Below are 14,369 nucleotides of genomic sequence, written 5' to 3'. Positions count from 1 at the left end.
GGATAAAAATTTCCCGTATTCAAACAGGTTGTCGAGGGGAGACCGCTGAAAGAGGTCAAATGTCACATTAATCCCTTTTTCAATAGCTTCATCCGTTTTTTCAAAACCGGCAGAATCGTCGCCTACCCAGAAATTTACAATAAATGCAAATTGAATCCAAAGTGCATCTTTATAGCGTTTGCTCAGAAATTTTCTGTTGGCCAGCTCTCCGGAGTCTAAACCCTCATTAATGATGTTTTCTGCGAAATTTTCAAAAATTGGTTTCGTGCCAGAGAGTACTTCGGGTGTTGAAAATCTATTTCCAGATTGTTTCAGGCTATAAATAATAAAACTCCTGTGCTTTTTCAGTACCTCGATATAACTATAGAAAAAAGAGAGCAATTTGTCTCTGGAAGAGTATTGCGACCAAATTTCCTGCTGCTCTATAGTGTCAATGGTTTCTACAGTTAACTCCACCCAGGCCATTTTTTCTATGCTTTCAAATGAAGCATAGAATTCATAAAATTCAGACTCACTAATTTTTAGTTTTTTTACAAAACTATATACTGATTTTGGCTTCTCGTTGTGAGTAAGCACATAATCCATATAGGCGTTTTTAATCTGCTGAGCTGTTGCCATTTTGATTCTTTTTACTTGATATAACGTAAAAATGCATATTATGGTTTATAGAAGTGGTTGATTACAGAGATGTAAGCATCATCTTATTGTAATAAAAGCGACTTCTGCTGGGTGGGTTTGGTCTCTACAGAGGTCATATAAAGGCAATGTTACCGGAGGGAATAGATTTAATCATATGGATTGATTACTTTTGTTTCAGGAAATTGAGAAAGCAGCGGCTACATATCAACCGGATTCTATCAGCTCTTATGCTGATGGTGTTTTCTATTGCCCTGACGCCATGGAGTGCTCTGCATCATCATGAAGAAGATCTTCACCTTACTAAAGAAAAGAACTGTACCCATAAACTGCACTTAAGTACGCATTCTGAAACCTGTTTAATTTGTGCTGCACATTTTGAAAAGGATTTTGTGGCTACGACCAGTCATTTCCAGGTATTTTTGACGCTTAAGTCCTTGTTGAAAACTGCCCCCTTAATCAGTAGTTCCTATACTGAGCTTATAGATTCTTCTCTGCGTGGTCCTCCCATAGCTTAATTTTTCATGTTATGAATGGAGAGATAATGTATTGCACATGTTTCTGTGTTCATAATAGGAAAGGAGTCTGTTATTTCCATGTTCTTTTGGAACAAACTCATATAAACTGAATTTAAAACACACATAAGAGCCTTCATATTTTTATTATGTCTGCTTTTTGGTTAGGAAATTATCTGATGAAACATCCTGTGCTGCGCTACGTCAAATCTGAAGACGTAGGGTCAGGGACACATGATCGCTTCATAACCTTTAAAAATCAAATTATATACTGATGAAAAAGATACAACTTTTATTAGCTGTACTATTATATACACTGTTTACTACAGCCGCTTTTGCTGTGGAACTTACACAATTCCAGGGAAAAGTAATCGATGCAGATACTAAACAGCCACTTCCCGGAGCAATGATTACGATTCCTGATCTGCGCGTCTCTGCGGTGACCAATGAATCGGGAGCTTTTGTTCTTAAAAATATCCCTGCACACGGGCATTTTCTGATCCAGATCCGCTATGTCGGATATCAAACCATTACGCAAACCATAGACTTTGGAAATGCGGGTGCCACAGAGTTTCAGTTAAAGCCTAGTGTGATTGAAGGAAAGGAAGTCGTGATTACCGGGTCAGCCAACAGCTCTGACAATAAAAAGAACAGTACAACCATATCTACTGTAAGTAAAGCAGATCTTCTATATCATCCTTCTACTAACCTGATTGATGCCATTTCCAGGACACCAGGTGTATCTCAGATCACTACCGGGCCAGGTATATCCAAACCCGTTATCCGTGGACTAAGCTATAACCGTGTGGTTACCTTGAGCGACGGAGTAAAGCAACAGGGACAACAATGGGGTGACGAGCATGGAATAGAGATTGACCAGTATAGCGCGGATCGGGTAGAGGTACTAAAAGGACCGGCAAGTTTAATGTACGGCTCTGATGCTTTAGGTGGTGTGATTAATATCCTGGATGCCCTTCCTGCACCGGAGGGGACATTAAAGGGAGAGTTTTTATCAAATTATGCTACAAACAATGGACTTACAGGTAGCTCTCTAATGCTTCAGGGTAACGAGAATGGGTTTGTGTACAGGGCAAGAGGCTCTTATAAAAATGCTTATTCTTATAAAACACCGACCGAATATGTACCCAATTCAGGCTACAACGAGACCAATTTTGAAGGACAGATTGGCTTGAATAAAAAATGGGGGTATGCCCATCTGGATGCTTCTAGCTTCCGAACTAATATTGGTTTCTATGATCCGGTAAGAAATGATGCAGGACAATTGGTAGATGAAGACGGGAATCCTTTTACGGATGCCCAGAATAAGGAAAGAACGCTGGCTTATCCTAAACAGGATGTGCGTCATTATAAAATAGCGCTGAACAGTAATCTTCTTTTAGGCGAAGGAAGCTTAAAAGCTACCTTAGGTTATCAGCATAATCTGCGCAGAGAGCTTGGTGCTCCAAATGAAGATCCTTCCCTGTTTCTGAACAGTTATACTTACAGCTACGATCTGAAATACTCCTTTAAAGAATTCAATGGCTGGGCGCCTGTTGCTGGTATTTCAGGAGAGTTTATGCACAGCATAAATACAACAGGCCTGGAACAACTGGTCCCTGATTTTGATAGCCAGGCTTTTGGAGGCTTTGTCTTTATCAAAAAAACCTGGGACAATGATACCTTTAATGCGGGTGCAAGATTTGACTACAGAAAGATGACGGGGAAGGCGTTTCATAGCGATGAAACAGACTTCAATGCCTTTACCAATAAATTCTCACATGTGACCGGAGCACTGGGCTATACCCATGAATTTAATGATGTGTTTAGTTTTAAAGCAAATGCGGGAAGTGCTTTTAGAGCACCTAATATTGCCGAACTTTCTTCTAATGGTGTTCACGAAGGTGTATTCCGTTATGAAGTTGGAAACCCGAATCTGAAGCCAGAGCAAAGTTTCCAGTTTGATGCTTCATTCGATTACGAGAACCAATACGTAAATGCAAGCCTGGGTGGTTTTGCAAATTATATCAACAATTATATTTATTACAATACCAACGGTCAGACAAAAACTGTAGATGGCAGAGAATATCCAGTATATGATTTTGTACAGGATAATGCTTTTCTTAGAGGTATAGAAGCTTCTTTAACACTGCATCCAGTTCGTTATATTCATTTTGATAACAGTTTTTCTTACACCCGTGCAACCAACCGTACAACGAAAGAATCTTTGCCATTTATTCCGGCGGCAACTTTGCGTAATGAACTTCGATTTGAGCCCAATATTGCGGGAACGTCGCATTCGTATATATCGGTTGGGATAGATAATTTCTTCAAACAAACAAAAATAGACAGTTTTGAAACCCCAACATCTGGTTATACTTTATTGAATGCCTCTGTAGGGACCACTTTAAAGTTGAGCAAAAACCAGGATATTACCTTGTATGTGGCAGGGAAGAACTTGTTGAACAAGGCTTATTATGACCACTTGAGCCGTTTCAAACCGGGAAGATTGAGTGACGAAGACCCAACCCTAGGTATTTATAACCAGGGACGAAACGTTACCTTCGGAGTAAATATCCCTTTCACATTGAAAAAATAAATCTTAAAAAGGCCGTTTCGAAAGAAGCGGCCTTTTTAATTGTGTCTCATTTTTGTGGGGCTGGAATGCAAATTCTAAAAAAATTCTATATTTAGAACTTTCGCTATCTGCGAGTTGTTTTCTGTAAAAACCACTACCATGCCAAAAAGAATATACCTTTTTATCCTGATCATTTTAGCTTCTTATACAGGCGTATCGGCCCAGAAGATCGATACACTTTCCATTACCCTCGAAAATGTTAAATATGCTTACCCGGTAAAATATTTTGCAGTTCAAACAGAAGGGCAGGACTTGAGAATGGCTTATATGGACATTGTTCCGCAGCAAAGGGCCAATGGCAGGACGGTTGTACTTTTCCATGGCAAAAACTTTGGGGGCTATTACTGGACAAATGTCATCAAGGCATTAACAGATCGGGGTTTCCGGGTGATTGTTCCCGACCAGATTGGTTTTGGAAAGTCTTCCAAACCTTTTATTCACTATAGCTTTCATCAGATGGCACGCTGGAATAAAATGCTTTTAGATAGCCTGGGTATTCAGAAAGCAAGTATTCTGGGCCATTCTATGGGCGGGATGCTGGCCACCAGGTACGCTTTGCTTTATCCGCAGAATGTAGAAAAACTCTTGTTGGAGAATCCCATAGGCCTGGAAGATTACCGGGAATTCGTTCCTTACGTAAGCACAGAAGAGCAGTATAAAACAGAACTGAAAGCGACAGCGGAATCTGTTAGGAAATACTATCAGACATCGTATTTTACCCTGTGGAAACCTGAATATGAAGAATTGGTACGTATTGCCGCAGGGGTTGGCTACAGTACTGATTTCCCCCGCTGGGCTAAGGTTGCCGCAATGACGTTTACCATGATCTATGAACAGCCAGTTGTCTATGAATTCCCCTACTTAAAGGTTCCGACGGTATTGTTTATCGGAAAAGAAGATAAAACCATTGTAGGCAAAGGTTTGCTTAGCCCGGAACAGCAGGCTCTTCACGGACAATATAAATTGCTGGGCAAGCAAACAGCTGCTAAGATTCCAGGTGCAAAACTGATAGAATTTGAAGCCTGTGGACACATTCCTCACCTGGAGGTGCCCACAGAATTCCTGATTGCCCTGCTGGGCAGCTTATAAACTCTTTTCAATTGCAGGTTGCTGGGCAAACATCTCAGAAAGAATCTGATAGAGCTCAGGGTGCTTGCTTTTGAATTTATCTGGCTTTTCAAAGAAATACTCTGATACAACAGCTAAGAATTCAGCTTCATTGGTGATGGCATAAGGATTGATATCTGATTTTCCAGCTTCAATTCTGTGCATTTCCTGATGTACCATCTTTAACCATGGAATGGTATATTCATGTTTCAGCAGGTTTTCAGGAACGCCATCTGTTGCCCCATCAGATTTATCCAGCAGGTGGACAAATTCGTGGATTCCAGTATTTTCATCTCCGGCATTGGCCGAGAAACCAGCACGTAAAGCAGACCTGGATAAAACCATCTGGCCATTCATGTAACCGGTACCTACCATGCCTAGTATATTTCTTTCTCCACCTTCAAACTCGAAGTCTTTGTTAAAGGTATCCGGGTACAGAACCACATTGGTCAGGTTCCTGTATTGCCATCCGTCAAATCCGAAAATAGGAATTACAGCACTTGATGCAATAAGCAGGCGATCCAGGGTTGTAATGTCAACCCCAATCCCTTCCACTTTAATCCGGTTTAGAAACTCTCCGATCTTTGTTTCAAACTTAAGCTTTTGTTCTGTATCCAGGTGCTGGTAAAATACCACATGCTCCTGCAAAATCGTTTTCTCTTCCGGACTTATGGAGACAGGTACGCTGGTCGTCTTTTTTCTTAAAATCAGGTATATAACCAGGCCCGCAACGGGGATTAATATCCAAATTGAATTCATATATTTAAGACTCCAGTATATTTAGTTGAGCAAGAATTTGGCTTTCTTCAACGGGATAAGGCTTTCCTTTGGTAAGCGCGTCATAAACTGCTTCAAACAAAGGGAGGTAATTGCCTTTTGCCGATGGAATATAAACTTGTTCTTTTTGTCCTTCTGAATTCAGGGACGTCAATAGCGCTTCTTTACCTTTTTCTTCAGCACCATAAGTTTCTTCTGTAGGTTTGATTCCTTTAAGAAGCTGTTCTTCCTGTACATCTGCCCGGTATTTGATTAAACTTCCTTTTGTACCGTGTACAACAAAAGCTGGCTGAATATCTGTAACCAGCATGTTGGCATGGACAAAAACGTTTACACTGTCCGGATAGCTGAGGTGTATACTGAAAAAATCATCTACCTGGGTGTTTATCCGGTTTTTTCCCAGAACCTTATGAAAATGGAGTGGTTTTCCGAAGATGCTGATGACCTGATCGAGCAGATGCGGACCCAGATCATATTGCAGGCCACTTGCCGCAACAGGTTCCTCCTTAAATGTTTTTGGCCCAATGGAGGCGCGGTAACGATCAAAGCGGAAATGAACTTCACTTAATTTTCCCAAAGTGCCTTCTTCCAGAACTTTTTTTATGGCGGTAAAATCACTATCCCACCTTCTGTTCTGGTAAACAAATACCTGCTTGCCCACTGATCTGGCCAGGTCAAATAACTCCTGGGCTTCAGCTGCAGTGGCGGCAAAGGGCTTCTCAACTAAAATATGTTTTCCTTTTTGCAGGGCTTTCTTTGCAAAATCAAAATGGGTAAAGTTAGGGGTATTGATCACGACAAGTTCTATCTGCTGGTCATCAAGAAGGTCGTCAACTGAATTGTAGCTGGTAACCCCTGGATAATCACTTGCTGCTTGTTTCTGATGTCTTTCGGTAACGGCATACAGTTTAAATCCAGGATGTGCGTCTATAAACGGGGCATGAAATACTTTTCCCGACATTCCATAGGCCAGCAGGCCGGTTGTAATTACTCTTTCCATTTTATAAAAGTAATAAATCCGCAAACCATTGCTTCAATATTAATGTCATAAACAAGACCGATAACTGTATCTTTGCCTTTATGAAGCCAGCAGAAATACATGCAAAGTGGAAGGTCCTTCAGCAGAAAATCGCGAAGGAATTTGATTCCGATACTCCGGACCTTAAAGTTATTTTATTCCTGATTGGCGTACAGGAGCTTGGAAAAGGACCTGGTAAATACAGTAAAAGACAAAAAGAAGAATTGATGCACATCGCAACCTGTCGTTTGTTGAGCGAAATGGGTTTCTATGAACTGGAGGGGTTAGACCAGGATGGCTGGCCACATTGGAAACTGATCAAGCCCATTCCTTCTTATGCGATGATGGAGCAGGAATTACTGCTTAAATCATTGGCCGTTCTTTACTTTGAGGATATCTATAACGAAGAGGTATAAACCGGAGGTTCTTGTTTAAATAAAAAACCCGAAGTACATTGTACGACGGGTTTTTTGATTTTACATAGGTAGATGTAAATTCTTTATTTTCCTTGCGCTTTTGCTTCTTGCTTAAGTTGATCATTTGCAACAATAACAATCTCCACACGACGGTTAGCCGCTCTTCCGGCATCTGTTGAATTGTCTGCAATCGGTTCAGAAAAACCTTTTCCGATGGTGATCAACCTAGAGGAAGGTACACCTTGTGCAACAGCATAGGCTTTAACTGCAGCAGCTCTTCTCTCAGATAAGCTCATGTTATAAGCTTCGGTTCCTTTATTGTCTGTGTGACCAATTACTTTAATGTCTGTTCCAGGATATTGGTTTAAGGAAGCGGCTAAAGTTTTGATGTTCTCTTTAGCTGGATCTTTTAAATTGGCACTGTCAAAATCAAATAAGATTCCACTGTCAAATTTTACAATGATACCTTCTCCTTCGCGGATTACCTCAGCACTAGGAATGGCATTTTGGATCTCTGCAGCTTGTTTGTCCATTCTCTTTCCAATAAAACCACCTGCAGTACCACCAACAGCTGCACCAATTAGTGCGCCGACAGCCGTATTACCTGCTTTTTTACCTATGATGGCACCAAGCACACCACCGGCCGCAGCACCAATACCTGCACCTTTCTGTGTTTTTGTTAAGCTATCACAACCCTGAAAAGCCATTGCGCTCATGGCTAAGGCGATGCTGAATGTTGCTACTTTGAATTTTGAAGTCGTCATCATTTGATTTTAATTTACTGACTGTGCTGAATCAAATGGAGTGCCAATAATCGCAATTAAAATAATTAAGGTAATTTTCCTGTTATTTTTCTGCTCCTCAATTGGGAAATGCGCTTTTTCTTAAGCCAGGTGACCAAAATTCAGTACAGAGTTATTCAGAAAAATAGGCTTCTAATTCGTTCAGTGTGTTTTCATCAGTACGGAGATCTTTAATAATAATACCTTTTTCCATTAAAATGATCCTGTCACAAACATCAGTAACATGATTTAGATCATGACTGGAAATTAAGGTCGTTACATGGTGGTCTTGTTTTAAGTTTCTGATCAGCGTTTTCAATCGGATCTGTGTAGTTGGATCCAGATTCGCAAAAGGTTCATCGAGTACCAAAAGTTCGGGGTCCTGCATAATTGCTGCGGCAATGCCGATTTTGTTCTGGTTTCCCTTAGAAAAATCCCGGATGTACTTGCCACGTGCTAAAATTTCTTCGTTGAAAAATTCTTCATACCGCTTCAGGTAATCATTTACATGAGCTACGGTTTTATTGTGCAGGCTTCCAATGAAAATAAAATATTCCTCAGGGGTTAAATAATCAATTAGGAAACCTTCATCAAGATAGGACGCAGTATAGTTTTTCCATTGGTCTTGTCTGGAAACATTAGCCTCCTTAGATAGAATTTCTCCGAAATCTGGTTTAATCAGGTCAAGAAGCATCCTAAACAGGGTTGTTTTTCCAGCACCATTATTTCCAACCAAACCAATTGTTTCTCCCGGACCAAAGACCAGGCTTTCTATATTAACGACAGTACGTCCGGCGTAAATTTTCTTTAGGTTTTTTATTTCTATCATGAACGTTCTCTAAAGCCCTCGGCTATTTGATATTTTCTTTTGTTGAATTCTTTTACTAAAAAATCTACCCAAAAACTCCGGGAGAAGAAGCCCGCCACTCCAAATACCGCAACACCTGCGAGCCCAAGGTACGGACTAAAGAAATAGGATACGGGGATATAGATCACAAAAGGAAGCAGAAAAACCGGCAGGCTCATGAGCATAGAAGAAGCACCAACCCCTTGCCAGTTAAAACTGGATCCTTTACTTAAGTCAATATATTTGTAATTCCTGGTTGCAAAATACAGCACCAGCACAGACGCAATGCCGATGCTATAAAAATAAGCTGTAAACTGAACCAGCAGTATCTTCCAGCTGATCAGCCCATATAGACTGATGATCAGTGTAAGTACCGTAGAAGAAATGGTGAACAGCAGGAATTTGGATTTTATAAAATTCTTAATGCTGATTTTGCTGGCCATCAATCCGTCAAATTCTGCGCTTTGCCAGCCAAACATAAATTGACCATACAGGAGGATCATATTACCCGTCATGAAAGTAGCTGCAAACAACATCATTCCAAACTCATCATTATTGATCAGCTCTTTTTTATAAAAAAGAAAGCCATAAAGGATAAAAAGAAGCCCTTTTGATGCGGTTGATTTAGAGCGCTTGTTTCTTAAGATCAGTTTGATCTCCAATGCGGCCAGGGTACCGGCCTCTCCAAATTTATTAAGAAAGGGGTAATCTGTCGCTGATTTCTTTTTCTCGCCCCTGGATAGTCCTTCTACATAGAGGTTGTTTTTTAAGTAGGAGGCATTGATCTGGAACATCATGAAGGCAAGTATGGGAAAGATGGTCCCAATCGCCGGATGTATGGCCAGCTGTGCAAACAACCTGTTCGACAGGTCTGAGATCGAGAATACTTTTAGATATTCCAGCGTACCAAAGCTGAGCAAAAAGAACAGGCCCGAAAAAACAAATACTGTGCTTGCGGTGGACAGCCTTTTGACATATAATGCCAGATAGTTGTTAAAGATCGTTAAAGAAAAGATGGAGAGCATAAAGAACAGTTCCGTAAACACACCATTGGCAGCATGGATATAGGTTGCGCAGAAGGGGAAAAAGAGAAATACAGGAAGGATATTAAAGGCGGAAAAAAGAGCCCGGACATTTAAAAATGTGACCAGTTTGTTCTTTGGTATATTCAGGTGCAGGTAGGGAACGATAGATAAAGTGGGAAGTTCCTGCAATTGCAGACGCATTAAGAATTCAATGCCAAAATAGTAGAGGATAGCCCCATTGAATACAGATGCAACATCCTTTCCCGGAAAGAATTTTCTAATAAGCTCTTCAAAAGCCAGTCCTGCGATCAGCGCACAGGCCAAGATATAAAGGATCAGGATCCCCATAGCAATTTGAAGGGCAATACTGCCACCTTTTCCCCTGGATCTCCAGAAACCTAACCATTGATGATTTAAAAATGTGAAGAGCATTTGACCACAATTTAATAGTTATACTTGTTTTTCCAGTTTTGTTTAAGTTTTTCCCTGAGCTTGTCTTCTGCAGGGTTTTTGCCCGGATCATAGAATTTGGTACCGCTGATCTGTTCTGGCAAATATTCCTGTTCAGAAAAATTCCCTTCATAGCCATGAGAATATTTATAATCTTTACCGTAACCTATATTCTTCATGAGCTTGGTTGGGGCATTTCTGATGTGGAGCGGAACGGGTAAATTTCCGGTTTGTTTCACAAGCATCTGTGCTTTGTTGATCGCCTCATAAGAAGCGTTGCTCTTTGCTGAAGAAGCCATATAGGTTACTGCCTGTGAAAGAATGATCCTGGCTTCGGGATAGCCAATCACATTCACCGCCTGGAAACAATTGTTGGCCAGGAGTAAAGCATTTGGATTGGCATTGCCTATATCTTCCGAGGCTAAAATGAGCAATCTTCTGGCAATGAATAAAGGATCTTCGCCTCCCTCAATCATTCTGGCCAGCCAGTAAACTGCAGCATTAGGATCACTGCCGCGGATAGATTTTATAAAAGCAGAGATAATATCATAATGCTGTTCGCCGGCTTTATCGTACAAAGCCAGATTTTGCTGCGCATGCGCCAGCACATTTTCGTTGGTCAGTACAATTTTATTTCCACCAATTCCATTAATGGCGATCTCCAGTACATTGAGCAATTTTCTGGCATCACCTCCAGAAAGGCGGATCAGAGCCTCATGATCCTTTATGGTGATCTTTTTTTCCTTTAGTACAACGTCTTCTTTAATCGCGGTGTGCAGCAAGCCGGAAAGTTCGGCTTCGTCCAAAGATTTCAGAATATACACCTGGCATCTGGAAAGCAAAGCGGAGATGACTTCAAAGGATGGATTTTCAGTTGTCGCACCAATTAAGGTAACCAGTCCTCTTTCTACTGCACCAAGCAAACTGTCCTGCTGCGATTTGCTGAAGCGATGGATCTCATCAATAAACAGAATGGGTAAGCCCATGAGGCTGTCTTTTAATAAGGCTGCACGGTCAATCACATCACGGATATCTTTAACACCGGAATTGATGGCGCTCAGGTTGAAAAAAGGACGGTCCAGGGTCTGGGAAATGATATAGGCCAGCGTGGTTTTCCCAACGCCCGGCGGCCCCCAGAAGATCATGGAAGGAAGTTGTCCGCTTTGAATGGCTTTACGCAACACCGCGTCAGGACCTACCAAATGCTTCTGCCCTACGTATTCGTCCAGATTTTGAGGACGCATACGTTCAGCTAAAGGAGGAAGATTTTGCATATAGGTAAAGATAAGAAAATGGATGAAAAAGAAGGATTACGCTTTCTTTTTATGCCAAACCTTCTTTTTCCTGGAATTGTTTGTATTGTTTTTTCTTGGTGCTTCAGGTTTATGTACAGCTTCTATTGCCGCAATGTCTTCTGGAAGTGGTATTACATCAATTTTGCGTTCAATCAGTTTTTCTATACTGTCTAATTTGCGTTTATCTTTCGAGTTGACCAGGGTTATGGCTGTACCTTTGGTTGCAGCTCTGGCTGTACGTCCAATGCGGTGTACATAGTCTTCTGCGTCGTGAGGCACATCAAAATTAACCACAAGATCAATGCCTTCCACGTCAATTCCCCTGCTCAATACATCTGTTCCGATCAGAATGGGAAGCTGCTTGTTTTTAAAGGTGAGTAAAATACTTTCACGTTCTTTCTGCCCCAGATCGGAGTGAAAGGCTTCTGCTTTTAGGCCTAAACTGCGGAACACTTTGCCTAAATTCTTTACTTTTTCTTTTGTCGAGGCAAAAACAATAATGCTTTTATAGGCATCGGTTTTCAAGATTCCGGTAAGTAATGGAACTTTTTGGGCGTCGTGTACATGGTAGATCTGCTGAGAAATTCCTTCTGCCGGTTTAGAGATGGCCAGGCTGATCTGTTCGGGCTGGTGCAGTAAAGTTGCGGCGAGTTTTCTGATCTTGGGAGGCATTGTGGCAGAGAAGAGCACAGTTTGCCGCTTCTTTGGTAAATAGCTCACAATTTTCATGATGTCATCGTAAAATCCCATATCCAGCATGCGGTCTGCTTCATCCAGGACCAGATGTTGCAGCTGGTCTAGTTTCAGCACGCCCGAGGAAAGGTGCGAGATCAGTCTTCCTGGGGTAGCAATAATGATGTCTACGCCTTCCCGCATAGAGCGTTTTTGCTGCTCGTAGGCTATACCATCACCACCACCATATACAGTTAGTGAACTGATGTTGGTAAAGTAAGAGAGGGCTTCTACCTGAAGGTCTATTTGTTGTGCCAGCTCACGGGTTGGCGCTAAAATCAAGGTGTTATTGTGACGGTTTTCTGTGGCGCTGATCATGTTCATAATCGGCAAAAGATAAGCCCCGGTTTTACCGGTTCCGGTTTGTGCGCAGGCAATTAAATCTTTTTTATCCGAAATAAGAGGAATAGCCTGCTGTTGAACAGGTGTGGCGTTGCGAAATCCCATTGCCAGTAACCCTTCTAATAATTCGGGGTTAAAATTAAAATCTTTAAAATCCAATCTACTTTATATTGTTACTAATGTATTCTATAAAAGTAGGTTAAAAAAACAGAAAAGAGTAAGCTTTGGTGAAAATGGGGTGAATTGTTTGGAAAATTCTGTACAGCTGCTTCAAGACCAACGATATCAGGCGGCTGAAGAAGCCGCAGATCTCTGAGGTCTTTCCGCAGCGTACGAGAATTTTCCGTAACAAATTGCAGAGGAGAGAGGTGACTGGGGACGGCGCATAAACTAGGTATGGTGCAGAGCGGGTTATGGATGGGGGCTGGGTTATACCTGGCTTTGTGTTAGTTGTTCGATGATCCGGCCTTTTAGCGCAGATTGTTCGGTAAAAGTACCTGTTTACCTAAGTTACGGCGCAGAAGCGGCGGAGAAGTGACGAATCAAGACGAAGCCAGGACAGGCTGTCTAGTTCTAAAAAAGCCGGGTATAAGGTATAAACATAAGGTCTTTTCAATACTAAACGATTTCCATAACATCGTCTGCACCCTGCCCGGACTCGCCTCCCAGCTAAGCGCCCAGAAAAAATCAATGTTACTCAGAGAACACCTCAGAGGGCCTTGCCACCAGAGCGCAGCGCGGCAAGGACTTCAGTGTTCGAAGAGTACATTTATTTTTTATAAAGCTTACTTATTTTTATCTGCATATCCAAAGACCTTCTGCAACAAAGACGTTGACCGGGAAGCCGTATTCCCTCGAATCTTCAGTTCTTCCTGGGCCACCTGGACAAACATCCCGTCAATTGCTTTTTGGGTTGCATAATCAGATAAATCTGCGTTTACCGGCTTAACCAATGGAAGTTTATTGTATTGCCCAGCAGCATCCGTCCAGTACTTTGTGGCACCAACCTTATTTAAACTGGCGGAGATCACCGGTTTGAATTTCTCCATTAACTGTGCTGTGGTCGCCTTTTTGAAATACTGGGTTGCGGCATCGCTGCTGCCCAGTAAAATATTGGTTGCATCGGCCAGCGTCATTTGTTTAATCGCTGCCAGGAAGATGGGCTTTGCTTCTTTGGCGGCATCCTCCGCAGCACGGTTTAAACTTAAAACGACATTGTCGGCAAGGGAGCCCAGACCAATAGTTCTTAACGTTTTCTCTACTTTCTGGGCTTCTGGCGGAAACAGTATCTTAACTGCCATGTTACCAAAGAAACCATCCTTGGCCGAAAGCTTGTCTGCTCCGGCGGCGATGCCTATTTCCAGAGCTTGTTTAATGCCCTGTCCAATTTCAAGCGTAGAAGGGGTTCCTGTCGAAGAACTTGAATTACTTGTAGTGGTTGTCGATTTAGTTTGTTTGGACGAAATACTCTTCAGAATGCTACCAAGTTTAGATTGTGCCTTTACTTGTAAAGAACAGAAGAGAACTAAACCGGTAGCGGCCATATAGATGTTGATCTTTTTCATGTTTATTTTTTTTGAAGATAGCAAATCTTCTGCCATCGTTAAAAGAGTTTTGTCTGATTTTATGCGGTCTGAAGGACAGGTCCTTAATGTTGACCTGTGAAGTTTTAAATGGAAAAGGTGTAGAAGAAATGCCCGATTCCGGGGGTAATACTGGATAAGTCAGAAAATATTTTTATACTTGATTAGATTTTTCCGCAGCAGATCATTGAAATTTATAAAGAACCATC

At 41.6% G+C, this 14,369-nt stretch carries 13 protein-coding genes; 4 read left to right on the top strand and 9 right to left on the bottom strand.

Annotated features, from left to right (window positions below):
* Positions 1 to 618: TetR family transcriptional regulator C-terminal domain-containing protein (locus DBR11_RS26645; RefSeq protein WP_108555599.1), on the bottom strand; the 618-nt coding region annotated here is incomplete at its 3' end.
* Between the two features lie 248 nt (positions 619 to 866).
* Here DBR11_RS26645 and DBR11_RS26640 point away from each other — a divergent pair.
* The 3 genes from DBR11_RS26640 (at position 867) to DBR11_RS26630 (ending at position 4,875) form a co-directional block, all read left to right on the top strand.
* Positions 867 to 1,154, top strand: coding sequence for a hypothetical protein (locus DBR11_RS26640; protein WP_146186679.1), 288 nt, complete (start codon positions 867 to 869; stop codon positions 1,152 to 1,154).
* Positions 1,155 to 1,425: 271 nt separating this feature from the next.
* Positions 1,426 to 3,747 (top strand): TonB-dependent receptor, encoded by a 2,322-nt coding sequence (locus tag DBR11_RS26635; protein WP_108555597.1) that lies wholly within the window; start codon positions 1,426 to 1,428, stop codon positions 3,745 to 3,747.
* Positions 3,748 to 3,885: 138 nt separating this feature from the next.
* Complete coding sequence (locus DBR11_RS26630) at positions 3,886 to 4,875, top strand: alpha/beta fold hydrolase (RefSeq protein WP_108555596.1); 990 nt, start codon at positions 3,886 to 3,888, stop codon at positions 4,873 to 4,875.
* Here the strand turns inward: DBR11_RS26630 and DBR11_RS26625 are convergent.
* Both DBR11_RS26625 and DBR11_RS26620 read right to left on the bottom strand, forming a co-directional pair.
* Positions 4,870 to 5,652, bottom strand: a complete 783-nt coding sequence (locus DBR11_RS26625; RefSeq protein WP_108555595.1) for a zinc-dependent peptidase — start codon at positions 5,650 to 5,652, stop codon at positions 4,870 to 4,872. The two genes, DBR11_RS26630 and DBR11_RS26625, sit on opposite strands and share 6 nt — an antisense overlap.
* Positions 5,653 to 5,656: 4 nt before the next feature.
* Positions 5,657 to 6,670: a Gfo/Idh/MocA family oxidoreductase gene (locus DBR11_RS26620; RefSeq protein ID WP_108555594.1), complete on the bottom strand. Its 1,014-nt coding sequence runs from the start codon at positions 6,668 to 6,670 to the stop codon at positions 5,657 to 5,659.
* An 80-nt stretch (positions 6,671 to 6,750) separates the two neighbouring features.
* Between DBR11_RS26620 and DBR11_RS26615 the strand changes: the two genes are divergently transcribed.
* The gene (locus DBR11_RS26615; protein ID WP_108555593.1) at positions 6,751 to 7,104 is read left to right on the top strand and encodes a hypothetical protein; all 354 of its coding nucleotides are present in this window, start codon (positions 6,751 to 6,753) and stop codon (positions 7,102 to 7,104) included.
* Between the two features lie 83 nt (positions 7,105 to 7,187).
* On the opposite strand, the gene DBR11_RS26610 is transcribed toward DBR11_RS26615, so the two are convergent.
* From DBR11_RS26610 to DBR11_RS26585, 6 genes are all read right to left on the bottom strand, one after another.
* Positions 7,188 to 7,868 (bottom strand): OmpA family protein, encoded by a 681-nt coding sequence (locus DBR11_RS26610; protein ID WP_108555592.1) that lies wholly within the window; start codon positions 7,866 to 7,868, stop codon positions 7,188 to 7,190.
* 151 nt (positions 7,869 to 8,019) lie between these two features.
* Complete coding sequence (locus DBR11_RS26605) at positions 8,020 to 8,715, bottom strand: ABC transporter ATP-binding protein (protein WP_108555591.1); 696 nt, start codon at positions 8,713 to 8,715, stop codon at positions 8,020 to 8,022.
* Positions 8,712 to 10,190 carry a DUF5687 family protein gene (locus DBR11_RS26600; RefSeq protein ID WP_108555590.1) on the bottom strand — a complete coding sequence of 493 codons (1,479 nt, stop codon included), beginning with the start codon at positions 10,188 to 10,190 and terminating at the stop codon, positions 8,712 to 8,714. Before DBR11_RS26600 ends, DBR11_RS26605 begins: the two co-directional genes overlap by 4 nt.
* A gap of 11 nt (positions 10,191 to 10,201) precedes the next feature.
* Positions 10,202 to 11,482: a replication-associated recombination protein A gene (locus tag DBR11_RS26595; RefSeq protein ID WP_108555589.1), complete on the bottom strand. Its 1,281-nt coding sequence runs from the start codon at positions 11,480 to 11,482 to the stop codon at positions 10,202 to 10,204.
* A gap of 36 nt (positions 11,483 to 11,518) precedes the next feature.
* Positions 11,519 to 12,736: a DEAD/DEAH box helicase gene (locus DBR11_RS26590; protein WP_108555588.1), complete on the bottom strand. Its 1,218-nt coding sequence runs from the start codon at positions 12,734 to 12,736 to the stop codon at positions 11,519 to 11,521.
* A gap of 626 nt (positions 12,737 to 13,362) precedes the next feature.
* Positions 13,363 to 14,142, bottom strand: coding sequence for a DUF4197 domain-containing protein (locus DBR11_RS26585; RefSeq protein ID WP_108555587.1), 780 nt, complete (start codon positions 14,140 to 14,142; stop codon positions 13,363 to 13,365).
* Positions 14,143 to 14,369 lie beyond the last annotated feature (227 nt).

Source organism: Pedobacter sp. HMWF019, from assembly GCF_003061025.1.
GTDB lineage: Bacteria > Bacteroidota > Bacteroidia > Sphingobacteriales > Sphingobacteriaceae > Pedobacter.
Note: the sequence above shows the minus strand (reverse complement) of the source record. Positions and strands in the feature narration are given on the sequence as shown.